Here is a 26188-nt window from a genome sequence, read left to right as displayed (position 1 = left end):
TTCATACGATGAATATCGAATATCGCTCGGCACGCGCAGTGCAGATACTGCTGCGGCCGACCTGTCGTGGTGCGCTTGCAGTATCCGAAGCGGCATCGACATGCGGCGTGATGCCGCGCCTTTGTGCCTTGGCCGTGCTGCCGCCATCAAGAGTCCTTGATCGCTCTAGCGCAGGAATTGCCTGGCGCATGCGCCGAGTCGACAGGATCGCGCCGTGCTGGCTTGCGCCATGCATGCATCCCCCACCCTTTTCGGAAGCGCAAAGGCACTGCGTTGCCGCTTCTCTACCGGATTCAAGAGATGCCAATGATTTTCGATCCACTCCGATTGACGGCCGATACACCGCAACTGACACGTCATTACGACTTCATCGTCTGCGGCGCAGGCCCCGCCGGCAGCGCTCTCGCCGCGCGGCTGGCAGAAAATCCGCAGTTCGAGGTTCTGCTGCTCGAAGCTGGCGGCAGCGATGAGGTTCCGGAGGTGATGACCCCGACCCAATGGCCGCTCAATCTTGGCTCCGAGCGCGATTGGCAATTCGTTGCCGAGCCCAATCCGCATCTGAACGATCGCGCGATTCCGCTCAACATGGGCAAGGTGGCGGGCGGTGGTTCGGCCATCAACGTGATGGTGTGGGCACGCGGCCACCAGGCGGATTGGGACAGCTTTGCGCAGGAGGCCGGCGACGAGGGCTGGAGCTATCGCTCGGTGCTGGATGTCTACCGCCGCATCGAAGACTGGCAGGGCATTGCCGATCCGCTGCGACGCGGGAGCGGTGGCCCGGTCCATGTCGAAACCGCACGCGATCCGCATCCGGTTGCCAGCGCCATGGTCGAGGCCGCCGCATCGACCGGCCTGCCGACGTTCGATAGTCCCAATGGCGAGATGATGGAAGGCCGCGGCGGCGTCGCCTTGACCGAACTGATCGTCAAGGACGGCAGCCGCGCGTCGATCTTTCGCGCTTACGTGTGGCCCAAGCGCCACCAGCCGAACCTGACCGTGCTGCTGCAGACGCAAGTGAGCCGACTGCTGTTCGACGGCCACTCGGTGGTGGGCGTGGAAGCGATCGTTGGCGATCGTCGCCAACGGTTCATGGCCGACCGCGAGGTGGTGGTGTCGCTGGGCGCGATCAATACACCCAAGCTGCTGATGCAGTCCGGGCTCGGCCCCGAATCGGAACTGCGTCCCCATGGCATCCACGTCGTCCAGCATTTGCCGGGCGTTGGCCGCAACCATCAGGACCATGTGGCCTTCGGCTGCATCTTCGAATCCAGGGCGCCGATCGCTGCGCAGTATGGCGGCTCGGAAGCCACGCTCTATTGGAAGACCGACCCGGCGTTGCAGCTACCGGACGTGTTCCACTGCCAGCTGGAATTTCCGGTGGCTACGCCCGAAACCGCGCACATGGGCGTGCCGGACCACGGCTGGATGGTGTTCGCCGGACTGTCGCATCCCAAGAGCCGCGGCAGCTTGCACCTGACCGGTAGCGATCCGGGCGCGCCGCTGCGCATCCACGCCAACACGCTCTCCCACCCCGACGATCTACGGGCGGCGCGTGCCAGCGTTGCCATTGCCCGGGAGCTTGCCCATGCACCGGCGTTCGACGCATTACTGAAGCGCGAAGCGATGCCCGGGCCGCTCTCGGGTGCCGAGATGGACCAATACCTGCGCAACTCCGCCATCACCTTCTGGCACCAGGGGTGCACGGCGCGAATGGGCCGCGATGCCCTCTCCGTCGTCGATGGCCAACTGCGCGTGCACGGCATCGACCGCCTGCGCATCGCCGATGCCTCGATCCTGCCCAATGTCACCAGCGGCAACACGATGGCCCCGTGCGTGGTCATCGGTGAACGCGCCGCCGACATCATCAAAGCGGCCCATCGCCTCTGAGCCGCTTCACTCGTTCAACCACGCTCGTTCACCGAAGGAGATCCACCATGCGCTTTCCGTTCCCGTTACTGCTGACAGCCACCATGGCTGCCGCCACCATGAGTGCTGCCCAGGGCGCTGCCCCCACTGAAGCGCTGCCGGCCGATGCTGCACGCAATGTCGTGTTGGTGCACGGCGCCTTCGCCGATGGCTCCGGTTGGCGCAACGTCTACGAGCGCTTGGTCAAGCGCGGCTATCGCGTGACCATCGTGCAGAACCCGCTCACCTCGCTGGCCGACGACGTCGCCGCCACCCGGCGCGCGCTCGATCAGCAAGACGGCCCAACGGTCCTGGTGGGACACTCCTGGGGCGGCACGGTGATCAGCGAAGCCGGCGTGCACGACAAGGTCATCGGCCTGGTCTACGTCTCTGCACTCGCGCCCGATGCCGGCGAGACCACCGCACAGCTGTACCAGGGCTTCGCACCAACGCCGGAGTTCGTGATCGACACCCGGCCCGACGGCTTCGGCTTCGTGCGCCCGGCCAACTTCAAGGCCGGCTTCGCCAATGATGTGAGCGACGCCGACGCTGCATTCATGGCCGCGTCGCAGGTGCCGATCAAGATGTCCGCATTCGGCGAGCGGCTGCACCATGCGGCCTGGAAGAGCAAACCGAGCTGGGCCGTGATCGCCACCGAGGACAAGGCGTTCGACCAGGCGATGCTGCTGCACATGGCCAAGCGCATCGGCGCGGACATCACCACCGTGCCGGGAAGCCACGCGCTGTTCATCACGCAGGCGCAGACCGTGTCCGAAGTGATCGACCGCGCAGCACGTGATGCTGCGACAAAAGCCAAGTCCACCTCCAAAGCCAAGAGCAGCGCCAAGACAGGCTGACGCCAAGGTCGATAGCGAACGGGACCGTCGCCGACCATCGGCGACGGCCACCCGCTACAGAAGCAGACTCGACAATGCGGTTCATTCGAAAACCTCGTGGTCGGATCGGGCTGGCGATGGGATCGGCCCCTCGCCCATGTCGTCGCAGAGCGAGTGGCTGGTCACAAGATCGAAGAAAAGTCGTCATCGACCACGGCACGGAGCGTGACCACCCGCTTGTCGACGTGGCAAGCCGACACAAAAACACCCTAGCATCGTGCGTGAAGATGCTGTCCCCGCGACGGCGTATCGTGGCACGCCGCGCATGGACGCACTTCCCCAACGCGGTCGATTCGGTCACCCCAGCCGGTCGACACTCGGAATCTGTCCGCGAACGCGGTCATGCCGGGATAGAGAGTCGATGATCAAGCTGCATTCCAACTCCCCCTCCTCCTCTGACGTATCCGTTGCACGTCCCGCACCCGCCGCCAAGGTGCTGGTGGTGGACGACGACCAGGCGATGGCACACGTCGTCATGGGCCACATCCGCTCCCACGGCATGGAAGCCTTTGTCGCCACCAGCAGCAGCGAGGTTGCCGAGGCCTTGCGTCGGCGCGAACCGGATATCCTGCTACTGGACCTGATGCTCAAGCACGAAGACGGTCTGGACTTGTTGCGCGCCTTGCGCAAGGAATCCGACATTCCGGTGATCATCATGACCGGCCATCGCCGCGACGAAATCGATCGCGTGGTAGGGCTTGAGCTGGGCGCCGACGACTACCTGCCCAAGCCGTTCGGGCTGCATGAACTGACCGCACGGATCCGCGCCGTGCTGCGTCGCCATATCGCCTCCAAGGTGGCGGTGGCGCGTGACGCGGGCGAAGGCCGGGTGCGCTTCGCTGCCTGGGAATTCGATTTGCAGGCCCGCACGGTGGCGCGCGCGGGTACGCCCGCCATTCCGCTGACCAAGGGCGAATACGCGCTGTTGCGCGCCTTTGTCGATGCGCCTGGACGAGCGCTGAGCCGAGAGCACCTGATGCGTGCCACGCGTCTGCATGAGGACGTGTTCGATCGCAGTATCGACGTGCAGATCCTGCGCCTGCGACGCAAGCTGGAACAGGATCCGCGCGAGCCGACGCTGATCGTGACCCAGCGCGGCGCCGGTTATGTCTTCACGCCGCCGGTCGAGCACGCTCGATGACACAGCCGCCGGCGCGAGCCAGGCCAGACCATCGCAAATGGCGTTGGTCGCCGGCGCCGATCCTTAAAGTCGCGCTCGCTTCTGCAGCGTTACTCGTCATGCCGCTCGTGCCGGCAGCTGAAATTGCAGCCCCGTCGGTGCGCACAGGCGAGCCCATCCACGCCATCCAGCCAGCGACCGGCCTGGATAGCCGCAAGGTCGCACTCGGCGCGCTGCTGTTCAATGATCGCCGGCTGTCGGGCGACAATCGCGTTGCCTGCACCTCATGTCATCACCTGGCCAGCAACGGTGCTGCCGCCGATGCGATGACCCGAATGCCCGGGCGCGCGACGCCAGCGTTCAACACACCGACCGTCTTCAATGCCACCGCAAATTTTCGCCTGGGCTGGCGCGGCAATTTCCGCAGCCCGGAAGCGCAAACGGCGTCGTTGCTGGAAAACCCCAGCGTCATGCGCGCCGATATCGCGACGGTGGTAGGACGACTGCAACAAGACACGGTGCTCAATCAGCGCTTTCGCGCGGCCTATGGCAGGCCACCGGATCGGGCCGCGCTGTTCGATGCCATCGCCGCCTACGAACGCTCGCTGGTCACGCCGGGCAGTCGCTTCGATCTCTGGCTGCAAGGCAGCGACGCTGCGCTCAACGCGCAGGAGTTGCGCGGCTACACCACCTTCAAGTCGATCGGCTGCATCTCCTGCCACCAGGGCGTCAACGTGGGCGGCAACCTGTTCCAGCGCAGCGGCATCTTCGCTCCCGCCGCACGGCATGGCACCCCGATCCTGCGGGTTCCCAGCCTGCGCAATGTCGCGACCACCGCGCCCTACTTCCACGACGGCAGCGCGACCACCCTGCCCCAGGCAATCAAGGCCATGGGTACGGCGCAACTGGGCGTCACACTGAGCCCGGCGGATGTGGCCGACATTGCCGCATTTCTGCAGACATTGACCGGCAAGCACCAAGGCCGGCAGTTGACGGCGCCGGCGCCGTGAGGTGGGCGACGATCTTCAGCGCCGTGCTGCTGGCGGGGCTGATCTTCTTCAGCCTGTGCATGGCGGCGCTGGATCGCGACACGCAGCGTTACGGTCATGCGTTGGACGCATTGGACGCGCTGGACATGGTCGATACCAATCTGGACAACGACGTGCTGAAGGCACGCATTGGCCTGTTGCGCGACTACGATTCGCTGGTGAGCGGCGATGCCCGCGCACGCGACATCTTGCAGCACTTGCGCCACCTGGCCGATCACGACCCTGCGTTGTTCCGGGCAATCGCGGCGCTGGACGCCGACTACAACGAGAAATCGCTGCAGCGGGAACTGTTCAAATCGCAGAACTCGCTGCTGTCCAATTCGCTGGCCTACTTCTGGAGCGAGAGCAGCGCGCAGATCCGGCAAGGCGAAGATCCCGCTGAGGCGCGCGCAGCGAGCATGCTGGCGAGCGCGGTACAACGCCTGAGCCTGGACACGACCGGTGATGCAGTGGCACTGGCACGCCGACGCCTGGACGAAGCGGCACAACGCACAACCAGCGCGCCACTGCTCCCGCATGGACGCATGCTGCTGAAGCTGCTGCCGGAGACAGACACCACCATCCGCCGCATGCGTCCGATCGCTTCGCTGGCCTCGTATGGACAGCTCAAGACGTATCTGCAACAGCAGCATGCCAGCCAGCAGGCCACTGCACGCCAGGTTCGCTTCCTGTTGCTGGCATTGGCCGTGGTCATGTTGGGCGCCTTGCTGTACCTGGGCAAGCTGCTGCGGCAACGCGCGCGGGTGTTACGTCGACGCGCGGAATTCGATCGCTTGATGGTCGCGGTGTCGCGCCGCCTGGTGGCCAACGATCGCCATCAGCTGGACGCCGGCATCGAGGCCGGACTGGTGCGGTTGGCGAAGTGGGCCAAGCTGCCAAGCGTTCGCCTGGGTCTGGTCCCGGTCGGCAGCGACGCGCGGATCTGGCCCGATCCGCAGGACGACACCTTCCGCGCGATGCTTGCCGCGATGGCGTCCACCCAACCGATCGCCGCCAGCGATGTGCTGGTCGTCGACGCCAACGGCACCGTCGCCGTGTTGGGCAGGCCCGAACGCGTGCGCGACGCGCAGTGGCTGTGCCTGCGGCAACACGCAGACGCCGGGACGGTTGCGCTGCTGTGCTTGCGGCTGCCGCCACGCGCCCCGCGCCGCGATCGCGGCCTGGCGACAGTGGCCGAACTGTTGCCGCAGCTGCATATCGCGCTCGACACCCTGTTCGATGCGCTGGAGCGGCGACGACTCGAAGACGAAGCGCTGGCGCTGGAACATCGCCTGGAACTGGCCCGACGGATGGAAACGCTGGGGACCATGGCCAGCGGTATCTCGCACAACTTCAACAACATCGTCGGCGCGATCCGCGGTAATGCCGAGATCGCACTGTCCAAACTGGACCCGCACTCGCCGGCCTCGGAGCACCTGCTCGAGATCAGCCAGACCACCGCCCACGCCTACGATCTGATCGAATCCATCCTCAGCTTCGGCCGCGTGCAGAACTACAACGTGCAGCCGGTCGAATTGAACGCCTTGCTGCAGGGCGCGGTCTCGCTGCTGTCGGTCTCGCTGCCCTCGACGGCGGCCATCGACCTGCAGCAGGAGCAGGAGCCGCTGCACGCGTTGGGCAATCCGGCACAACTGCAGCAGATCATTCTGAATCTGGCCAGCAACGCCGCGCAGGCGATGGACATGCGCGGCACGGTCACGATCCAACTGTCCGCCGGAAAAGGCACTGCAACCGACGGCACGCCCCGGCGCATCGCGCAATTGCGTGTGAGCGATCACGGCATCGGCATCCCGCCCGACCAACTGGATCGCATCTTCGATCTGTTCTTCACTACCCGCAGCGGCGGCACCGGGTTGGGGTTGGCAACGGTTCGCAAGATCATCGATAACCACGACGGGCGGATCGACGTGGACAGCGCACTCGGTGTCGGCACGACCTTCGTGGTCGAGCTGCCGCTGCGCACGGGCATCACAGCCGCGCCCCAGGCCGCTCCCCTGCCGAAGACGCGCTCGCGCCATGCGAGCTTGCTGTTGTTGTGCGACGACGCGGCCGAGCTCGACCGTCTGGAAGAAATGCTGGCCGCACTCGGGCACGAACCGGTCGGCATGTTGGAGCTGCCGGCCGCCGTCGCGATGGCGGCTGCCAATCCGGCGCGCTTCGATGGCGTGTTGCTCAAACGCGATCGCGCCGGCGATGCCGAACAGGCCATCGGCGCGCTGCACGCCGCGGCACCCACGCTGCCGCTGATCCTCGCCACACGTGCGACGAGCCTGGCGACACGCAAGGGTTTGGGCGGCGCCATCGCCGAGATCATTGCGCAGCCGTTCGATCTTGGCGCGCTGGCCATGGCGCTGGAACGTGCACTAGGTCGCACGCTAGAAGTTACAACGCAGGATGAAGGCACCCCTGCTCTGTGACAAATGAAACACAGTCGCTGCGGATCGACACCGGAACGTAGCGCGGGCTGCCTAGCGTAGCGGATGCCCAGGCGCAGCAGACCGCCTGCATTCCACTACGAGCGATCCACGACATGAATATCCGACCAAGCGACTTACCTCTTCTGGTGTCCCTCGACGCATTGCTCGAGCTGAAGAACGTCACCCACGCAGCGCAGCGATTGCACATGAGCCAACCGGCACTGTCTTCGCAACTGGCACGGTTGCGCGTGCTGTTCAAGGATCCCTTGCTGATGCCCTCGGACACCGGGCGCGGCATGGTGGCCACGCCGCGTGCGGATCAACTGGCATCGCCACTGCGCGAAGCCATCGGCAAACTGAGTCTGCTCGGCAAGGACAGTGCGTTCGATCCGTCGACGTCTTCGGCGAGTTTCCGCATTGCCGCCGCCGCCGATGCGATCGGCACGCTGGGTGCGGGGTTGGCGGGATCGATCCAGGCCCAGGGCAATCCGAAGATGCGCCTGGAGTTCGTGCAGATCGGTGCCGACACCAGCCTGGACGCCTTCGAAAGCGGCGAGCTGGATCTGCTGATCGATCATGCGCAGGCAGTTCCTTCCGCGCTGCGTCTGCGCCGCCTGCGCGACGAACGTTACGTGCTGGTGCAGCGCCGTGGCCATCCGCGCGGTACCGCAGCGCTGAGCGCGGCAAGTTACAGCCGGCTGTCGCATGTGCAGGTGGCACACGCACAGGCCTGCAACCTCGCCATCGATGCGCAACTGCAGCAGTTGGGCCACACCCGCCAGATCGCGGTGACCGTGTCGCAGTGCGCGACCGCGCGCGACATCGTGCTCGGCACCGACATGGTCGCCACGGTGCCGGCCACGCTGGCGGCGGAGAGCGGGCATGCACCGCTGGACTGTTTCGACCTGCCCTTCCCGCTGCCGGACATGGCGCTGGCAATGGCCTGGCACCGCCGCAACGATGGCCATGCCGCGCATCGCTGGTTGCGCGAGCGCGTGCTGGAACTGCTGGTTCCAGAAACGCCCGCCGCGCCGGTAGCGCCGCCGGCAGCGCGACGCACCGCCGGCCGTGGCGACCTCATGCTGTCCGTCTCGTGAGCGGCGCCATGCAGATCGACAGCGAACAGCTACTGCAGCCGGTCGACGCACAGGCGCCGTCCGGTCCAAACCTGGAATACACCCCGGAGTTCCAGAGCCTGGAAGAACTGGCGCGCCCGCGTCAGGAACGCGCACTGGGCGCGGGCGTGCTGGTGCCCGAGGCGCCGGAATGGCGTCAGGTCGCCGACAGCGCCGAGCACTTGTTGCTGCGCTCCAAGGACTTGCGGCTGGGCATCTTGCTGAGCATTGCCCGCCTGCACCAGGACGGGCTGGTGGGCTGGTCCAGCGGCGTCAGCCTGCTCCGGCACCTGCTGGAGCGGTTCTGGGACGACGTCCATCCTGGTCTGGATGCCGATGAGGACAACGACCCGACCGAACGCGTCAACGCCATCGCGGCGCTGGCCGACAGCGAGCGCACGCTGACGCAGCTGCGCAACGTCCGCCTGTTCAAGGGACTGCATCCTGTGCACTTTTCGCTGCGCGATCTGCGCATCGTGCAGGGCACGCTCAAGCGCGCTGCGGACGACCCCAGCGAAGCGCCAGAGCCGGCCGCCATCGATGCCTGCCTACGCGACTGTCCACTGGAGGCATTGCTGGATCTGGATGCGGCCCTGGCCGCTGCGCAGGACGATATCGCCGCCATTGCCGGCGTATTCGCCGAGCGCACCCCCGGATACGGCCCGGAGCTGGCGCCGTTGACGCACGAGCTGGGCGAGTTGCGCGCGTTCCTGCGGCCTTATGTCGCCGAGCGTTCCGGCTCCACGGCCGACCCAGCCGAGCATGCAGCATCCGTCGCCGACGTCGCCAATGTACCCGCACCGCGGGCGCAGGCCCTGGAGCATCCGGACGACGTTCGCCGCATGCTCGATCAACTGTGCGATTACTACGCGCGGCGCGAGCCTTCCAGCCCGGTGCCGTTGTTGTTGCGGCGCGCGCAACGGCTGGTCGGCCTGGATTTTGCCGCGCTGATGCGCGACCTGGCGCCACGCGGGATCGACGAGCTGCAGGTGGTGTCGGGCCAGGACCATTCCGATTAGCGGCTGACAGAACCACCGCACCGCCGCCGGGCGGGCGTGGACGACGCTGTGGATCCTGATGCAGTACGTCTGCACTCCGGTTTTTGTGCGCCATCCACGCTCGCCTGGCGGCTGCTCGCGGCTGTCGGTCAGTCGCGCTAGCCGCGTTGCCGGCCTGCATGGCGGGCGTCACAACGTAGAAAGGCCATGCCAGTACACCCAGGCCGCGCCCAGCAGCATCACCGCCGCCCATAAGCGCAGTTTCCACGAGCGCAACGCCGCCTGCAGGGCGTTCGGCGGCTGGCGATCGCGTCGTACCGTCACGATTGGGGTCGGCAAGTTGCGCGGCGCTGCGACACGCCGGCGGCGCTCGGTCGGTTGGCCTGCCGAGCGCACGATCGATTGCAGCAATTGCAGGCGCCGCCGCCGATACTCGGCTGGGTCCAGGCGGCGCTCCGCCTGCGCCGCGTTCAAGTCCTGCAGGACCAGGTTGGCCCGGGTTTCCCAGTCGTTCATTCCAGCTCTCTCACCAGGCGTGCACCGATCCCGCGCGCAGCCTCGCCGTCGGAGCTCACCGCACCGGGGCCGATACAGGCAGCCGCACCGCGCTGGCTGCCGCGCACGGCCACGCCGTCTCCATCCTGGACCCACTCGGCGATGCCGCCGGCCATGTCGAGCAGCCCCCAGCTGTTGGAGACGGTCGCCGTGCAGGCGCGCTCGCCGGCGCGTGCCGCACGCAACCACTCGGCATCGCGCGGCAGTCGGTATTTGCGGCCGCTGGCGCTGCTCAGCCAGGCGGCGTAATCACCGATCAGCGCAAAGCGCACGTCGTCCACCGGCGCCGACCTGCGTGTCCAGCGCGAGACGCTGCAGCGCTTGGTGTCGGCGCAGAACACCGCGAAGTCGGCCACGCTGATTTCCCGCCGCATCATCGCCAGCGCCCGCCCGGGCTTGGGCAGCACCACCAGCTCAGGGCCACGGCCGTGCTTGCCCAGGTCGTCGCTGCAGAGGGCCGCACCGCCAGGCGGTGCCGTGACCCGACAGGGATCTTCCGGCTTCGTCGGCGTTGCAGGCGCAGCCGCCACCGGCTCGAGCTTCGGCAGCAGTGTTGCGGTGTAGGACGCGCGTTGTCGGCCCGCCTTGGCGACATCGCTCTGGAAGGCGCGGAAGCCGTCGGCGTCCTGCGCTTGCAGCGCCATCCTGCGCTCGCGCAGACGCTGCAGCACTGCCGGCGCAGGCAGTGCGGTGCCGAGCTGTTCCAGCTCCAGCGCAAACTGGTAACGCGCCAACGCCTGACGCAGGCGCGGGGCGTCCTGTGCGTCCAGTCCCTGCCCAACGACGGCGCTGGCGTCTTTCCAGCGTCCCTCGCGGCAGAGCCCGCGTGCCAGCCCCAGATAGGCATCGGTCAGCCGTTGCGCGCCCTCGCTGCGCAGAAACGGATGATCCGGGCTGCTGGCGGCGATCTGCGCCAGTTGATTCTTCACCTTCACGACGTCGTTGGCGGCCGCTGCGGTGCGCACCGACTCGATGCGCGCGGCGATCTGCGCCGCACGCTGGGCCTGCGCATCGTCCACCAGCGGCGCTGGCGGGATAGACGGCGCGATCGATGCGGTGACGGTTGCCGCGTCGAGCTCGTGTGCGCACTCCTGCAGCAGCGTGGAGTGCGGGAACACGCGGCGCCCGGTCGCGAGCCAGCGGCGTGCTTCATCAACGCGACCTGCGCTGAGCGCATCGGCGCATCCACGCCGGTAGCGCAATTCGAGTTCGGCATGCCGCAGCAGGCCGCTGTCCGGTGCCAGGCGGCGCACGCGGTCGAGCAGCGCGACCACGTTGCCGGGTTGATCCTCGAACAGGGCACCGGCGTCGATTGCGCCGGTCAACGCGGTGTCCAGACCATTGAGCAGGCGATCGCGCTCCTGCTCCATGGCACTGCGACGCGCATCCAGGCGTGGCGAAAACAGCTTCCACTGGTCGCGCAGGATCAAAATACGCTGCGCGCCCACATAGTCTTCGCGGCCGCGTGCCGGCTGCCAATAGTGATCCAGCCGCCTCAACAGGAAGGCCTCGATGGTGCTGCTGCGGTCCAGGATCAAGCGCCGGCGGTCGTCCTCTCCCAGCGCCCACAATGCCGCCCGTGCATGCGCCTCGTGCACGAACCGGTTCGGCGCTTGTGGCGAGAAGCGCTCGAGCACCCCGGCCACCTTCTCCCGCTGCGCATGCACCTGCAGCCACACCGCCGCACCGGCGCCGCCGGCCAGCAACAGCACGCCCGCCAGCAGGTACGGCAACACACGCTCGCTGCGGCTACGTGGGCGCAGTTGCTCCAGCAAGACCGTCATCGTCGGCCGTGCCGCGGCCGCGAACGCCAGGCTGCTGCGCAGTGCGCGATTCTGCCGGCGGCTCAGCGTCGACAACGGCGCCACGCGCAGCTGCTGCGCCTGCGCCTGCGTCGCCGATTGCTTGCCGAACGGGTGGCGGCCCGACAGCAGCTCGTACACCACGCAACCGAACGCGTAGACGTCGTCGGCGAACGCCGGCTCGTCGCCGCGCAACATTTCCAGGCTGGCGTAGGCAGGAGTCAACGCGCCCAGCGTGGACGCGTCGAACAGCGTGTGGTCATCGCCGGACTCGGCGCCGGCCAATTTCGCGGCGCGGGCGATACCGAAGTCGAACACCTTGGCCACGTTTCCGGTCCCGACCATGACGTTGCCCGGCTTGAAATCCGAATGCACGATGCCGGCCGCATGCGCGCGTTGCAGGGCGCGCCCCATGCCTTCGATCAGCGGCCATGCCTCGGCCAGCGGCATGCCCTCGCCCAGCCGGCTGCGGATCAGCCCGCGTAGGTCGTCGCCCTCGATGTACTCCATCGTCATGAACACGATGGCGCCGTCCTTGTCGAAGTCGTACACGCGCACAATATGGTCGTGGGCCAGGCTCTGCGCGCGACGCGATTCGCGCTGCAGTGCGATCAGCGAATCCGGATGACGGCGAAAATCGTCGTTGAGCACTTTCACCGCGATATAGGGATGGCGGTCACGTGCCTCCACCTTGCGTTCGTCGCGCGCCAGGTAAACCACGCCCATGCCGCCACGGCCGATTTCGCGCACCAGCAGAAAGCGTGCCTTCAGCAGCATGCCCACGCCCACCTGGGCCTCGCCCTGCAATTGCGCGACCCGCCGCCAGCTCGATGCGCCGGCACTGTCATCGCTGTGCGTTGGCGGGTTGACCCGGGTCGCCGCGTCCGCCGACGCCTGCGCGGCGCGCTGCTGGGTCAGCGGTGCGATGCGGGTGACATCGTCATCCACAGCCGGCGGCTGTGGTGGCGTATCGGCAAGGTCGCGGGCCGGTCGTACGCGGGTACGGTCGTCGTCCGGCGGCGAGGTGCGGCCGGTCGTGTCGTGATCGCGGGTGGTCATGGCAGAGCATTCCGTGGGGCCAGGCGCAGGGCCACGGCCGAGACGTTGTCGCGCCCGGCACGGCCGAGCGCGGTATCGAACAGGCGCGCCACCAGCGCAGCGGGCTGCTGCTCGCGCCGGCAGTGGGCGGCGATCTCATCGTCGCTGAGTTCCTTGTTGATGCCATCCGAGCACAGCAGGTAGTGCTGCCCCGGCCGGCGCGCGCGCACCATCCAGTCCACGTACAGCGCATCGTCGGCGCCGATCGCGCGGGTGAGCGCACCGCCGGCCGGCTGCGCTCGTCCCACCTGCGTCAACTCGTCCTTGTCGCCGGCCACATGGTCGCGGGTCAGCAATTGCAGCCGGCCGTCCTCGAAGACATAGGCACGGCTGTCGCCCACCCAGCCGCACAGCAGCAGGTCGTGGTCGTGCACCAGCACCACCACGGTGCTGGCGATCACGTCCACCCGCCGCGCGCGCGCCAATGCACGCAGTTGCTGGTTGACCTGGCCCAGTTGCGCATCGATGGCATCGACGAAGCTGGCCAGGTCGCCGTCGCGCCGCAATGCGGCCAGTGCATCGACGACCATGCGACTGGCGAGATCGCCGGCGCTGTGGCCGCCCAGCCCATCGGCCACTGCCCACAGGCCGAGATCGTCGCGCAGCAGGATCGCATCCTCGTTCTGGCGCCTGACATTGCCTTGCTCGGTACGCCCGGCGGACACGTAACAGGCGCTCATTGCATGTCCTCTGCAACGCATGCGTTCGCTGTTTGCAATGCGCCAAGCAGGGCGTGTGCATGGCAGGCCGCAGGCCAGCCGGCGAACTGCATCCAGGCACCCGGCGCAGATGCTGTCATGGCCGTCCACCACAGGCTGCTGCCAGCGGTGATTGCGCCGGCAGACAACGGCGGCGACGCCGACATGGTTGTCTCGTCGTGCGCCTGCTGCGCGAGTGTCACGCAGGCGCGGTCCAACCAGGCACCGTCCTGCTGTCGCTCTGCACCGATGTTGCACAACACTGTGTCGGCAGCATCCAGCCACGTTGGCAGATGCAGATAGGTCGGCATGACCGCACCCGTCGTGCCATCGGCATCGCCTGCAGGCAGCGGTGCGACGATGACCAGGGGAAAGGCGCGACCGACGCGATCGACGCTCGCACGCATCGCCCCGGCCCATGCGGCCGTCCCAGCGAGGCCCGGCGGCAGCAAGAAGCGCCACACCGGCGCCTGGCCCGCACGCGCCCTGCTCACTGCCCCGGCGGCAGACAGCACGCCCTGCATCGCCGCGTGCCATGGGTCGACAAAGCTCTCCGGCAAGCGCCGATGCACGAAATCGCCGACCGCGGGCAGCTTGCCGTAGAAACCCGGCGGGCGTTGCATGGCGCTCATGGGCAACTGAACCGCTGCACGGCCGACGCCGTGAAAGGATGCCGCAGGCTCGCCGGCTGGACGTCCATCCGCACCGTGGCGCTGCCCAGCGCGAGGCTGGCGGTGTAGTCCAGATCGCCGCTGCGGCGCAGCCGCCCGGCCTGCAGCGCCCGAAACCAGGCCCAGGGACCGCGGTATTCGAGCACCGGCAAGGCCTGTCCGCTGGCGTCCCACGCGGCGACACGCACCAGGCCCGGGGTTGGTCCGGGCCAGGTCATCGACTGGCTGGCACGCGCGCCCTCGCGCACCTCCAGGGTTTGCCCATCCACCTCCAGTTGCAGCCGGCTGATTGCCGCTTGCGGTGGGATGGAGACAGTGAAGGCGACCTGCGGCTGCGCGCCGCCGCCCGCGAAGAACGCTTGCTTGATCTCGTCGGCCAGTTGCGCGCGCTCCAGCACGTCGTCGGCACCGACCGCCACCATGCCCGGATTCCATTGCCAGCGGCGCCCGCTGGTATCGACCTTGCCGAGCAGGGACTGCTGCGCAAAGCGGTCCATGCGCCCGCCGGGTCCGAACAGTTCGGCGAAGTCGCGCAACGGGATGTCGTTGCGGCTGCCCGGCACGAACGGAAAGCGCCCGCTCACCAGCAGCGCGCACTCGCGTCCGGCCGTCTGCCGCTGCGCGTTGCGTAGCGCCTCGCCGGCGCTGCTGGCAGTCAATGCGCGGCCGCGGCCGGATAGGGTCGCCATCCAGTTTCCCAGCGGCGGCGGCAATTGTTCGGCCTGTTGCGCGGCGATCAGCAACGCCGGATCGTTCTGGTCGGCGGCAACGCCGGCAGCAGCGCCCAACAGCGTACGGCTCATCTGGGTCAGCGCGGCCAGGGTTTCGTCCAGCGCGCTGGCGCCCGGGCCGCCATCGAGCAAGCGGTTGAGCGGCTCGAAATGGCGTTCGATCGGGTCGGCCGCCACATCGGGCTCGGCCGCGGCGGTGGCCTCTCCACCCGCTGCAGCACCCGCACCGCCCTTGGCCGGTGGCGTGCGCCCCAGTGCGTGGGTGTGTTCGCGCAGCAGCACCAGCAAGGCCTTCAACGGCGATGCCGGCCCGCCCAGCTTGGCGGCCACCGCACTCGCCTGCCCGGTCTGGGCGACCGGCCGCAGCACCAGGTCGGCCAGCAGGCTGTCCCAGGCAGCGATGTAATCGCGCTGATACAGCGCCAATACCTGGCGCTCCAGCTGCGAACGCGCCAGCGGGTCCAGCGGTGCCGTGCCCAGTACCCAATCGTCGGCGAGGAACTGCTGCACACCACGCGCGATGCCGCCACCGGTCTGTGCCTGGAACGCCTGGCGGGTAAACAGCGGCGGCAATGGCGCAGACAAGGGCAGGCCACTGCGGCGTTCGAAGACACCGCCCAACAGGCCCAGGCGGCGATCCAGGCGTGGCGCCTGGCCGGCATCGACGCCGGGTTGCGTCAGCTTGAGGCCACCGTAGACCAATGCCGGCAGTTCGGCGGTTCGCAGGCTCGCCCGTGTCTGCTCGATCTGCTGCCGATCCAGCGCGAGCGCGCGGGCACCGTCCACCGGACCCAGCAGGGCGCGCAGATGCCGGTTCAATCCCGCACGCACCGACGCATCGTCGGGAAATATCTGCCGCCAGACCGTGCCTGCCAGCGTGGCCAGATGCAGGACGTCGCGGCGCGCAGGGTCGCCCAGCATCAGGTAGCCCTTCAGCAGCGGATACAAGCGTTGCGGATCGTTGCTGGCCTGCTCCAGCTTGCGTCGCAGCGATTGCGCCAATGCCGGCAGCAGCGCGCCGTTGAGGTCGCGCAGATAGGCGTCCTGCACATCGCGCGCCAAGGCCCTGCCCTGGTGCAGACCGAAGCGTCGCGACCACGGGATCGACTGACCCGGCGGCAGTGCCACATCGCGCGCGCGCGCCAGCGCGTCGAAACGCTGCAAGGCCTTGGCATAGAAGGCGGCCTCGCCGGCATCGGCAGGCAGCGCGCCGGCAGGATAGGCGTCGAGCGCATCGCGCACCTGCCCGATCAGTTGCACGTTGCGGGCGTAACTGCCGGCCATGCCCGACAGCACGCCCAGGGTGGTGGCGGTCAGCACAGCCCAGCAGGCCAGCTGCAGCAACCGACGGCGCTGCGCGCTGCCGGGTTGGCTGCCGGCCAGGCCCGCCTCGGCGAAGACGACGTCGTTGAGCAGGCGTGGCAGGAAGTAACTGCGTGGCGCGCTGATGGCCGGCGGCAGGCCGGCAGCGGCGACGCCGAAGTGTCGCGCCACTGCCGAGATGACGCGGTCGATCGGATGGCCTTGCTGCGTCCCCGAGCTCAGATAGACACCACGCAGCCACGGCTGGCCGGCATAGCCATGGCGGCCGAACGCGGTCTGCACGAACTCCATCAGCGTCGGCTGCAGCAACCGCAACTGCTGCGGGAAGGACAGCACCGCGGCACGCTCGCGTGCATCGCGCGCCCGATGCAGGCGCTCCAGCACGCGCTGATCGATCCGCTCCAGCAGGCGTTCGAGCTCGGTGGGGAATCGCGTCAACGGATCGGTGTCATCGGCAGGCTGCGCCTGTGGGAACGACACTCCCCACACCTGCGCGCGGCCGGCGGCATCCAGATCGGCGAAAAATTCGGCAAAGCCCGACACCAGGTCGCATTTGGTCACGACCAGGTAGACCGGCACGCGGGCGCGCAGTTTGTCGACCAGTTCGTCCAGCCGATGACGCACCGCGCGCGCATGCGACAGACCGGCATCGCCATCGAGCTCCAGCAGCTCGGCCACGCTCACGGTCACGATGACGCCATTCAACGGCTGCCGGCGGTGCCGCCGCAGCAGGTCCAGAAAGCCGTGCCACGCACCGGCATCGGCGATGGCGTCAGAATCCTGGGTGGTATAGCGCCCGGCGCTGTCGAGGAACACAGCCTGGTCGGCGAACCACCAATCGCAGTTGCGCGTACCGCCAACCCCTTCCAGCGCGGCGTGGTTGCCATGTTCCTTGAGTGGAAACTCCAGGCCCGAAGACTGCAGCAAGGTGCTCTTACCGGAACCGGGCGCGCCGATCAGCAGATACCAGGGCAGCACATGCAGGCCGGGACCGTTGCGACGGCGCCGCCGCAGCACCGCCATCGCCTCGGCAAAACGCGCACGCAGGCGGACCTGTTCCTGCGCTGCACGTGCGCGGCTGTCGTTGCCGCTGGCGTCCTCGGCGCTGGCGCCCTGCCCGACCAGTTCGCCGGCCATGCGCTGCTGCTTGGCGTTGTCGTGGCGCCAACGCAGGTAGCGCCACCCCGCCCACACCAGCAGCAGCACGGCCACGGCCAGCAGGCGGCCGCTCACGCTGGCCAGCGGCTGCATGCGGCCCACGCTGAGATAGGGGCCGCCGACCCAGACGAGCATGGCCAATAAAGCGAGGACGGCAGCACTGGCGACGTAGCGGGTGCGCAGGAAATCAAGCACAAGGCGCATGGGTCAGGTCTCGGGAATCAACAGGATTTCGACGCGCCGATTGCGCGCACGGTTGCCGGGCAGCTGCGGCGGTAACGCAATGGGCTGGGAATCGCCCGCGCCGCTGGTCTGGACGCGGCGCGGGTCGCGCAAGCCGGCCGCCAACACGGCGCCCACGCTCTGGGCGCGGCGCGCCGACAAGGCGAAGTTGTCCTTGAAGCGCAGCGAGCGCACCGGTTGGTCGTCGGTATGTCCCACCACCACCACCCGCCCCGGCACCTGTTCCAGCGCCGCAGCAACGCGTTCGAGCAGGCGGGTCTGATCGGCATCCAACTCCGCGCTCCCGCTGGGGAACATGGACGCACTGGCCAGGCGCACGGTGCTGCGACCATCGCCCTCGGTCTGGACGGTCAGCCACCCTGCGCGTTGCTCGGCGGCCAGCAGCGGTGCAAGCGCTGCGGCGGTTGCGGGTGTGGCCGCCGCCGGGATCGGCAACGTCACCCGCTCCAGGCCGATGCGCGCCAGCTGCGCGCTGATCGGCGCGGTCAGCGCATTGAGGCGTGCCTGCAACCACACGAACGCCAGCAGCACGATGCACAGCGAGGCCAGCGTCGCGATCCACAGCGGCGTGGCCGCCGTATTGCGCAGCAACGGTGCCTGCGCGCCTTGCCAGTTGGGCGACAGCTCGGCGGGCGCCGGCAGGCGCTGGCGCTGGATGAGTTGGTACAGCTCGGCCTGGCGATCGGCCAGCCGCGCGCGCCCGCCCTGTTCCACCCGATAGCGACCGCCAAAGCCGAGCGCCAAGGCCAGATACAGCAGCTCCAGCAGGTCCAGGTGCCGCGCCGGATCGCGCGCCAGCCGATCGAGCAGGTCGAAGACCTTGGCGCCGCCATAGGTCTCGCCGTGGAAGGTCACCAGCAAGGTGCGCTGCGACCAGCCGCTGCCCTCGCCCCACGGCGCGGCCAGCACGGCTTCGTCCAGCAGCGTGCACAGCACATAGCGCGCGGCGATGCCGGTCTTGTCGTCGATGCCCTGTTGCCGCAGCTCCTGCTCGAAGCGCTGCAGGCGCGTGCTGCAGTGTTCGCGCAAGGTGGCGATGTCCGGCGTCTGCGTGGAGTGTCGCAACTGCACCGCCAGCAACAGCAGCGGCGTGGCGGCGCGCACCACCGCATTGCCCTGCATCGCGCCCGGCGCCGCACGCATTGCGGCATCCAGGTCGGGCGGTGGCACGGTGCGCGTCGTCGCCTGGCGAGCCAGCGTGGCGGCAGCGGCCCGCGGCGCCGGCGTCGCGCTGCGGACCACGGTGGCATCGCCGTCGTGTTGGTCGACCGTATTGCTCATCTCAATTCCTCACCGCCCACAGCTCCAGTTCCAGGCCGGGAAAACCACTGCCGAAATGCAGCGCCACGCCACCGGAGGTGCGCAGCGTCTTCCACAGCGACGATTGCCGATCGAGTTCGAAGTAGGCGCAACCGGCGTGATACGGCACCTGCCGCGGCGCCATCGCCAGCGCGCTCACGGCCACCCCTGGCAATTGCAGGTTCACCAGGTCGCGGATCTTCTCCACCGGGCCGATCTTCGATTCGGTGGGCAGCCGCTTGCGCAAGTCTTCGGCGCGCAGATCCGCCTTGACCGCCAGCACGAACGCCGCCGAGTCCAGCAAGGCCGGATCGGGCACCATGCCCACCCATACGCCGTACTTGCGTTGCTGCAAGGGCACGGCAATCGCCGACTGTTCGAGCACCGCGCTCAGGCTTTCGCGCAAGGACGCCACCACCGGCTCGAAGCTCGCCTGCAACGCATCGTGTGCATACGGCGGGAATGGCCCGCTGCGTTTGCTGGCACGGGTGAAGGTCGCCAGTTCGCCGGCCATCCCCAGCAGCACGCAGTACAGCGCTTCGGGATGCTCCAGCGGCGCGCTCGCCCAATGCGCCACCAGCGGTTGGTAGCGGTTGATCACCTGCAGCATCAGCACGTCGGCGATTTCCGCCACGCCACCCCGGTCGCTGCCGGCCACGCGTTCGGCCAGCGCCTGGCCGCGCTGGTGCAATAGTCCCAGCAACTCGGCCAGCAGCGTAGACAGGCGCGCTGCGCCTTCGATCCGGCTGGCGGTCGGGATGAAGGCGTCATCGAGAATCACCCGTCGATCGGCGCGGCATTCGACGATGCGCGCCATCGGCACCTCCACCAGCCCTTCGCCCGGTTCGGACTGCAGGCGCAGGCGACTGGCCAACACGCCCACTTCCAGCACCACGGTACCGGCGATGCTGCCGGAGGCATCGCCGACTTCCGCTTCGCCCACGCGATAGCGCGCCAGCCGACTGCCATCGCCATCAGGCCAGGCGCTATCGGGTTGGGCGGTTGCGCGCAGCGGCAGCGCCAGGCTCACCACCTGGTCGCGGCAGTTGGCCGGCACGTCCAAGGCTGGCGGCGCCGGATCGCGATCGGGAATGGAAAACGGCGTGCCATCGGGAAAGCAACCGCGGGCGCGACGGATGCCGAGCTTGCCGATGGCCAGCAGTTCCGGCTCCAGCTCCAATTGGCTGAATCCCCACGCATGCGGCCGCAGCGCACCCGCCTGCAGTTCCATGTAGCGCTCGAGATAGCGCTCCTGTTGTTGCATGTGCTGCGGGCGCAGGAACAGGCCCTCGCTCCAGATCACCTTGTTGTAGGGGGTCATGCTCGGTCGCCGTCTGCGGGTTGGGCCTGCGTCTTGGCGCGGGCCAGCTGTTGTTCGTAGGCGCGGGCGAACTCTTCGCCGAACAGGCGGCGGAAGCGCTCGTCAGGATCGCCGAGCAGCTCGCGGTAGTGCTGCGCGTAGCGTCGCCAGGGCCGATTGCCCCAGGCGGCGAGCGCGGAATGGCCGGCGGCGTCTGCCTCGAAGCGCGCCGGATCGAACTGGGTGAACACATGCTCGAAGGCCGCACGCATGCCGGCCAGCAAGGCCACCTGGTGACGCCCGATGTCTTCCATGGCTTCGTCGATCGCAGCCGCACCGGTCAGATAGCCGGGGCCTGCTGGCGCCAACAGGCGAGCGACCGCTTCGTCCACGGTGGCGGCGAACTTGAGGGGATTGTTCTCCGTGCGCTGGATCAGCGTGACCGGCAGGCGCAGGCTGTTCTTCAGCTCGGCGCGTGCGCGCAATACATCCATCAGGCCTGCGGTCATGGCGGCGAACAGCGCAGGCAGTTCGGGTGCATCCGGCGACTGTGCGACGACCGGCTGCGCCGCGGTGGGGACCGTGGTGGACGTCGATGCCGGCGCGACTTCGCTTGCCGAGGCCGGCATTGGCATTGGTGTCGGTGTCGGTGCTGGCGCCGCGGCGACGATGGAAACTGGCGCGGGCTGCAACGGCGTTGGCACGGCCGCGATTGCATCGATAGCCGGCGGCAGCGCGAATTCGCTGCGTGTCAGATCCCAATGCTCGGGCAACACGACGCCAGCGGCAGCCGACACGGCCACGGGGGCACGGTAGGCGTCAGCCGTTGCCGGCGCATGCCCCAGCCCGAACGCCGCCGCATCGCCCTGGCTGCCGGCCAGCGTGAACGAAGTGGCGAACAAGGCCAGCGGGTCGGTGTCGGCCGGTTGCGTCGACGCTGCCCCAAGTTCGGCAAACACATCGCGCTCGCGCTCCAGCGGCGGTTGCTGGGATGGCTGCGGTGGTGGCGTCGGCGACAGTGTCCACGGCTCGGCGTGATTCCAGGTCTGCGTGGCCGCCGGAACAGCGGTGACGCCTGCGCCTTCCACCGCCACGTCGATCTCGAAGGCATCGATGCGCAAGGCGTCGCCGGCATGCAGCGGCACCGGGAAGCCGGCACGCAGCGGCACGCCGTTATGCAGGACACCGTTGGTGCTGTGATCCTCGATGAAATACACGCCGTCGAGATAGCGCACGCTGGCATGCAGACGCGATACGCCTTCGCCTTCCAGCACCCAGTCGCAGGAGGCGTCGCGGCCGATGCGCCCGCCTTCTGCCGCGAAGCTGGCCTGCGGCGGCCTGCTGCCCGACACCGCCTGCGCATCGCGCACCGTCAGCGTCAGTCTGGGCGACGCCGCGCTCATGGCGTACGCTCGCGCACGCGCAATCCGGACAGCAGCCGTGCGGCATCTTCGCTCCAGCGCACCAATTGCGCTTCGAAGGTTGCAGGCTCGCGCCCAGCCAGATGCAGCAACGCCGCCACTGCCGCCGCCGCAGTCAGGTGATCGGCCACCGGCGGGCCGTCCTCCTCGCTCAGGCTGCCATCACTCCAGGCCGCGGCCGCCGCCAGCCAGGCGCCGACCGATTGATAGTCGTCGTCGGCGGCGAATGCACGTGCGCTCTCGCGCTGGCTGGGGCCCGGCTGCTGCACCCACGCCTGCGCCAACCGCAGACCTTCGCTGTCGTGGCCGCTGAGCGTTTGCGCGCGCATGCACTGGCACAACCACGCCACCGCATACGGCCTGGGCAACAAGCGCAACGCCAACGGCAACGCGTCCTGGGCAAGCCCGCGCGCCAGCAATTCGCGCACGGCAGTCTCCGGCGCCATGTCCGGCGCCAGGGCGGCATGCGCGCAGGGAGAGAGCCGCATCTGCCGCGCGGCGGGAAGAATCTGCAACATGGCGGTCCTCAGGCGATGATGGGCGGAGTGCCCTTGAGCACGGCCGGACCGGACGACTGCAACAGCAGCGCCGCGTTGGCGCGCGCGGTGGTCACGGCGTTGGATTGCAATAGCACCGACGCATTCGAGCGCAGGGTCAGGTTGGCCATCGCGCTGACATCGACACTGACGCCGCCCTGGATGCCGACGCTGACGCGTCCATCGAGCGTGAGCCGGGTGCCGCTGAGCACGATCTCGCCGCTGGCCTTCAGCTGCAGGCGGGCCATGCCGGTCACCAGCTCGATCTCGCTGCCGGCCTGGATGCGCAGCGCCTTGCCCACCTCCAGACGGTCGTTGCCGCCCACGGTGTGGCTGCGTTCGCGTTTGACCTCCGCGGTCTCGTTGCGGTCGACAGTGACGAAATGGTCGTTCTCCACTTCGTGGCGCAGATCGCGCTGCGCATGCAGCAGCAGCTCCTCGTTGCCCTTCTTGTCGTCGAAACGGATCTCGTTGTAGTCCTCGGCGCCGCCCAACAAGCTGCGGCTCTTCACTCCGCTGCGGGTGCGGTGCTCGGGCAGTGCATACGGCGGCATCTGGTCGGCGTTGTAGACGCTGCCGATGATCAGCGGACGATCCGGATTGCCTTCCAGAAAGCTCACCACCACCTCCTGGCCAACACGCGGAATGTGCTGCGCGCCCCAGCGTTTGCCCGCCCACGCCTGCGCCACACGTACCGGGCACGAACAGTCGGCGTTCGGCGTTCCCGGCGGGCTCCAGAAGAAATTCACCTGGACGCGGCCGTGCTGGTCGACCGCGATGTCCTCGGGCGTCTTGCCGTCGACCACCGCGGTCTGCAATCCGGCGATGCTGGGACGCGGTGTGGTCTGCGGGCTGCGGTAAGGCTGCCGGCTGCGCAGCGCACGGAACGTGGACGCAAACGGCTCGGCAACCGTTTCGCCACCGGACACATAATCCACTTCGACCAATTCGGTGTTCGCGCTGGTCACCAGGTATTCCTGGTTGTGCTCGGCCAGCGGGAAGTCGCGTAGCTTGAACAACGCGCCCACCTGCAAACCGCAGGCATCGGTCCAGCCCTGGTACTGCGCCTGCGCCACGTTGAGTGCTTCGGCACGCACCTGTGCGTGGCGGCGGCCGGCGGCGACATCGAGATGCTCGCCGGGATAGTCGAACACCTCCAGCTCACCCAACGCCGGTCCGGAGGACTCGGCCGGGGTCTCGTTCACCCGCAGCGACGCCTTGGGCTTGAGATAGTCGTAGTCGTCCAACCGCACGCGCGTGCTGTGCGCGCTGCGCGCCAGCGACCAGTCGGTGATTGCGTCCTTCATCCGGCTGCCCTTCTGTCCGGGCGGGCAGTACGGAATCTGCGCGAACGGCGCCACCGCCTCGTGGCCGCCAAGGCTATCGGCCAGCACCAGCGTATGCGTGCTGGCGCTGTGTTCGAAGTAGTAGTAGATGCCCTCCTGCTCCATCAGCCGGCTGACGAAGTCCAGCCCGCTCTCGCGGTACTGCACGCAATATTCGCGCGGCCGGTAGCTCGCGCTCAGGCGCAACTTGACGTCGGTGCAGCCAACGTCGGCCAGCAATGCGCGCACCAGCTCCGGCACGCTCTTGTTCTTGTAGATCCGGCAATCGCGGCGCTGCCCGAGCAACCACAGCTTGGGCACCAGCGAGAAGGCATAGGTGGCGTAGCGCAGCCCCTCGATCTGCTCGAAACCGGTCTGCTCGGCTTCGGCGACAATGCCGTGATAGTGCCGCACATAGCCCTGAGGCGAAGTGACCTTGACCGCCATCGGCTTGCCCAGCAGAGCGCGCAGGTCGATCGCCACATCGCGGCTGATGCCATGCAAGGCGAACGCATACGGGCGCCCCAGCGCCTCGTGCGCACTCATCCGCACAAAGCGCAGCGTCTTGCCCAGCGGCGACTGCAGGGTGATGGCGTGGGCCATGATCAGGCTCCCGGAGTGGTCTTGCGGTACATCGGCGCGGAGGTCGATGGCATGCGATGACTTTGCCGGCCGCGCTGGCTCGCAGGAAATCGAAAATCGCGATGCCACACATACCGGCGACGAGTAGGTCTTCCCGCCCACGCCATGGCATCGCCTCGATGCCCGGCATGCCCTCTCAACGGATCAGCTGCTGGATCTGGGCGAGCACCCGTGCATAATCCGTGCTCGACAGGATGTAGTCCCCTTTGTCCCAGGCCAGCCCGCAGCGCCCGCCATCGGTTTTGGCGACCGGTATCCGGGTCACGCCATCACCACGACTCCCAGGCAGCGTGCATGCATCGGTGGTGAATTCCAGCATCAGCCCGCGTAGCGGTCGATCTGCAGGACGCCCCGCCTTCTGACCGATGAACTGGTCCCATTCCTGCCGGCACCACTGGCTGTCCCTGAACTCGTCCGTGTAGCAAAACAACATCAACTGCGCCTGGCGCATCGCCGCCTGATAGAGCGCATTCCAGTCCTCGCGCATCGCACCGATGGGCATTGCGCCCGTCGGCGAACGCATGTGCGCGCGGGTATCGGGAGCGACCGTGGCACGATCGTCGATCGACCGCGACACGATCGAATCGACATACACCGCATCGATGTCGTAGAGCCCAAGGCTCTTCATCAACTCGCTACGCAGCCAGTGCATGAAGGTCGAGCCATGGTTGGCCATGGCGAAGCTGGTGAGGATTCTGCAGCTCATGCGCTTAACCGCCTTGCAGGATCCTGCACGCGCGATCGCAGCATTGCTCCACAGTGCTCCCGGAATCCAACTCGTCCATGGCCTACATGGCCTACCCAATGCAAGCCGGCTTGGCCGTGCGCCCCTGTCACTGCGTTGTCCATGTCGTTCTCCGTAATAGTCGTTGAATCGTGCAACGCATCAACCGAGGAATGCCCCGATCGGATTCAGCACGTGCCGCCGCCAGACGCTGCCTTCCGCGCGCAGGCCGGGTTTGATCCACTCCTCCACAAGGCCGTCCTCGCTGCTCGGCGCATAGCCGGACTCCTCGACATAGCGCGAGCTGAAGTCCTTCGGCAGTCCCATCTGCGCCATGCCCGCGTCGTACTGGCTCTGCGTGATCAGATCCTTGTGTCTGTGTCGCCATCTTGAACAGTGCCGTGTTCAGCGCCACGAACGGCAGCATCTTCTTGTCGTTGCGCGAACTGTCGATCCACGCATCGCCCTCACTCTGCGCATCACGCCAGGGGCGGAACGCATTAATCCCGCCAGAACCTCATCTTTTTAATCGCAGAGATGAACCTTGAGTTCGGCTCTTTACCTGAAACCACGGTAATTGCAGAGATGAACCTTGAGCTCGGGTCTTTACCTGAAACCACGGTAATGGCCAGACTCCGATCATCGTTTGTGATCAGTCCGTAGCACCCGGCCAAGGAACGCCCCTTGGTGTCGATGTAATCGGATGGACGAAACTCAAGGACGTTCGTCGAAGTACTCCTAATTTGGTCCCAGGCGCTCTTGCAATCATTTCCTTCACCCGTCGACACGTGGCAAACCATTCTCCGCCCGTCCTGAGCAGTGTAGGCAGCCATCAAGCAGCCGCTAAAGTTGTAACTGATCACATCCAGTCCTCCCGAATGGACTGCACTGATGGCATTCGGGATGAAAGGAAGGTACTTCGTGGCGTACCCCTCCAGTACCGTGCCGGGCACCTCTATCAAGCCACCGCTGCCTGTTAGCTCCCCTTCTTTTCTAGGAAGCCAGCTGGCGTCATCGCCAACCTTGATCTTCTTTTCCAACATGTAAGCCTCCTCTCATGTGCACATGTGTTCTTTGTCGCGGGGTATCGCCCTGCCTGGCAGCTATCAATGAATGTCGTCCACCGAGCTAAAGGAAGTTCACTCTGACCCAAGTTTTCCGG

General features: G+C 67.4%; 20 protein-coding genes and 1 other RNA gene. 8 read left to right on the top strand and 13 right to left on the bottom strand.

Going from position 1 to position 26188, the window contains the following annotated elements; genetic code table 11:
• Positions 1 to 300 precede the first annotated feature (300 nt).
• The 8 genes from HLH45_RS15270 to HLH45_RS15235 all read left to right on the top strand — a co-directional run bounded on the left by HLH45_RS15270 (position 301) and on the right by HLH45_RS15235 (position 9664).
• Positions 301 to 1887 (top strand): GMC family oxidoreductase, encoded by a 1587-nt coding sequence (locus tag HLH45_RS15270; protein WP_033479006.1) that lies wholly within the window; start codon positions 301 to 303, stop codon positions 1885 to 1887.
• 47 nt (positions 1888 to 1934) lie between these two features.
• Positions 1935 to 2762 carry an alpha/beta fold hydrolase gene (locus HLH45_RS15265; protein WP_008575745.1) on the top strand — a complete coding sequence of 276 codons (828 nt, stop codon included), beginning with the start codon at positions 1935 to 1937 and terminating at the stop codon, positions 2760 to 2762.
• A 400-nt stretch (positions 2763 to 3162) separates the two neighbouring features.
• Positions 3163 to 3942 carry a response regulator gene (locus tag HLH45_RS15260; RefSeq protein ID WP_008575747.1) on the top strand — a complete coding sequence of 260 codons (780 nt, stop codon included), beginning with the start codon at positions 3163 to 3165 and terminating at the stop codon, positions 3940 to 3942.
• Entirely contained in the window at positions 3939 to 4931 is a 993-nt protein-coding gene (locus tag HLH45_RS15255) for a cytochrome-c peroxidase (protein WP_033479007.1), read from the top strand. Before HLH45_RS15260 ends, HLH45_RS15255 begins: the two co-directional genes overlap by 4 nt.
• Positions 4928 to 7387: a two-component system VirA-like sensor kinase gene (locus HLH45_RS15250; RefSeq protein WP_008575752.1), complete on the top strand. Its 2460-nt coding sequence runs from the start codon at positions 4928 to 4930 to the stop codon at positions 7385 to 7387. Before HLH45_RS15255 ends, HLH45_RS15250 begins: the two co-directional genes overlap by 4 nt.
• 113 nt (positions 7388 to 7500) lie before the next feature.
• Positions 7501 to 8484, top strand: coding sequence for a LysR family transcriptional regulator (locus HLH45_RS15245; protein WP_008575755.1), 984 nt, complete (start codon positions 7501 to 7503; stop codon positions 8482 to 8484).
• Between the two features lie 8 nt (positions 8485 to 8492).
• Positions 8493 to 9521: a type VI secretion system protein TssA gene (gene tssA, locus HLH45_RS15240; RefSeq protein ID WP_033479012.1), complete on the top strand. Its 1029-nt coding sequence runs from the start codon at positions 8493 to 8495 to the stop codon at positions 9519 to 9521.
• 58 nt (positions 9522 to 9579) lie between these two features.
• A non-coding RNA gene (locus HLH45_RS15235) (sX9 sRNA) lies at positions 9580 to 9664 on the top strand.
• Positions 9665 to 9689: 25 nt separating this feature from the next.
• Here HLH45_RS15235 and HLH45_RS15230 read toward each other — a convergent pair.
• From HLH45_RS15230 to HLH45_RS15170, 13 genes are all read right to left on the bottom strand, one after another.
• Complete coding sequence (locus HLH45_RS15230) at positions 9690 to 10016, bottom strand: hypothetical protein (protein WP_008575757.1); 327 nt, start codon at positions 10014 to 10016, stop codon at positions 9690 to 9692.
• A complete protein-coding gene (locus HLH45_RS15225; RefSeq protein ID WP_008575758.1) occupies positions 10013 to 12916 on the bottom strand; it encodes a bifunctional serine/threonine-protein kinase/formylglycine-generating enzyme family protein in 2904 nt (967 codons plus the stop codon). Before HLH45_RS15225 ends, HLH45_RS15230 begins: the two co-directional genes overlap by 4 nt.
• Positions 12913 to 13635 carry a PP2C family protein-serine/threonine phosphatase gene (locus tag HLH45_RS15220; RefSeq protein WP_008575760.1) on the bottom strand — a complete coding sequence of 241 codons (723 nt, stop codon included), beginning with the start codon at positions 13633 to 13635 and terminating at the stop codon, positions 12913 to 12915. The genes HLH45_RS15225 and HLH45_RS15220 overlap by 4 nt, the downstream gene beginning before the upstream one ends.
• The gene (gene tagF, locus HLH45_RS15215) at positions 13632 to 14285 is read right to left on the bottom strand and encodes a type VI secretion system-associated protein TagF (RefSeq protein WP_008575762.1); all 654 of its coding nucleotides are present in this window, start codon (positions 14283 to 14285) and stop codon (positions 13632 to 13634) included. The genes HLH45_RS15220 and tagF overlap by 4 nt, the downstream gene beginning before the upstream one ends.
• The gene (gene tssM, locus HLH45_RS15210) at positions 14282 to 17740 is read right to left on the bottom strand and encodes a type VI secretion system membrane subunit TssM (RefSeq protein ID WP_008575763.1); all 3459 of its coding nucleotides are present in this window, start codon (positions 17738 to 17740) and stop codon (positions 14282 to 14284) included. Before tssM ends, tagF begins: the two co-directional genes overlap by 4 nt.
• Positions 17741 to 17743: 3 nt before the next feature.
• Positions 17744 to 19060: a type IVB secretion system protein IcmH/DotU gene (icmH, locus tag HLH45_RS15205; protein WP_046932557.1), complete on the bottom strand. Its 1317-nt coding sequence runs from the start codon at positions 19058 to 19060 to the stop codon at positions 17744 to 17746.
• Between the two features lies 1 nt (position 19061).
• Positions 19062 to 20399, bottom strand: coding sequence for a type VI secretion system baseplate subunit TssK (tssK, locus tag HLH45_RS15200; protein WP_008577838.1), 1338 nt, complete (start codon positions 20397 to 20399; stop codon positions 19062 to 19064).
• Entirely contained in the window at positions 20396 to 21781 is a 1386-nt protein-coding gene (tagH, locus tag HLH45_RS15195; protein ID WP_008577837.1) for a type VI secretion system-associated FHA domain protein TagH, read from the bottom strand. Before tagH ends, tssK begins: the two co-directional genes overlap by 4 nt.
• A complete protein-coding gene (locus HLH45_RS15190) occupies positions 21778 to 22317 on the bottom strand; it encodes a DUF6931 family protein (protein WP_008577836.1) in 540 nt (179 codons plus the stop codon). The genes tagH and HLH45_RS15190 overlap by 4 nt, the downstream gene beginning before the upstream one ends.
• An 8-nt stretch (positions 22318 to 22325) precedes the next feature.
• Complete coding sequence (locus HLH45_RS15185) at positions 22326 to 24263, bottom strand: type VI secretion system Vgr family protein (RefSeq protein WP_008577835.1); 1938 nt, start codon at positions 24261 to 24263, stop codon at positions 22326 to 22328.
• A gap of 175 nt (positions 24264 to 24438) precedes the next feature.
• Complete coding sequence (locus HLH45_RS15180; protein ID WP_223866238.1) at positions 24439 to 24978, bottom strand: toll/interleukin-1 receptor domain-containing protein; 540 nt, start codon at positions 24976 to 24978, stop codon at positions 24439 to 24441.
• A gap of 210 nt (positions 24979 to 25188) precedes the next feature.
• Complete coding sequence (locus HLH45_RS15175; protein WP_008577833.1) at positions 25189 to 25362, bottom strand: hypothetical protein; 174 nt, start codon at positions 25360 to 25362, stop codon at positions 25189 to 25191.
• A 164-nt stretch (positions 25363 to 25526) separates the two neighbouring features.
• A complete protein-coding gene (locus HLH45_RS15170; RefSeq protein WP_008577832.1) occupies positions 25527 to 26069 on the bottom strand; it encodes a hypothetical protein in 543 nt (180 codons plus the stop codon).
• Positions 26070 to 26188 lie beyond the last annotated feature (119 nt).

It is taken from the genome of Xanthomonas euvesicatoria, assembly GCF_013112235.1.
GTDB lineage: Bacteria > Pseudomonadota > Gammaproteobacteria > Xanthomonadales > Xanthomonadaceae > Xanthomonas > Xanthomonas euvesicatoria.
Note: the sequence above shows the minus strand (reverse complement) of the source record. Positions and strands in the feature narration are given on the sequence as shown.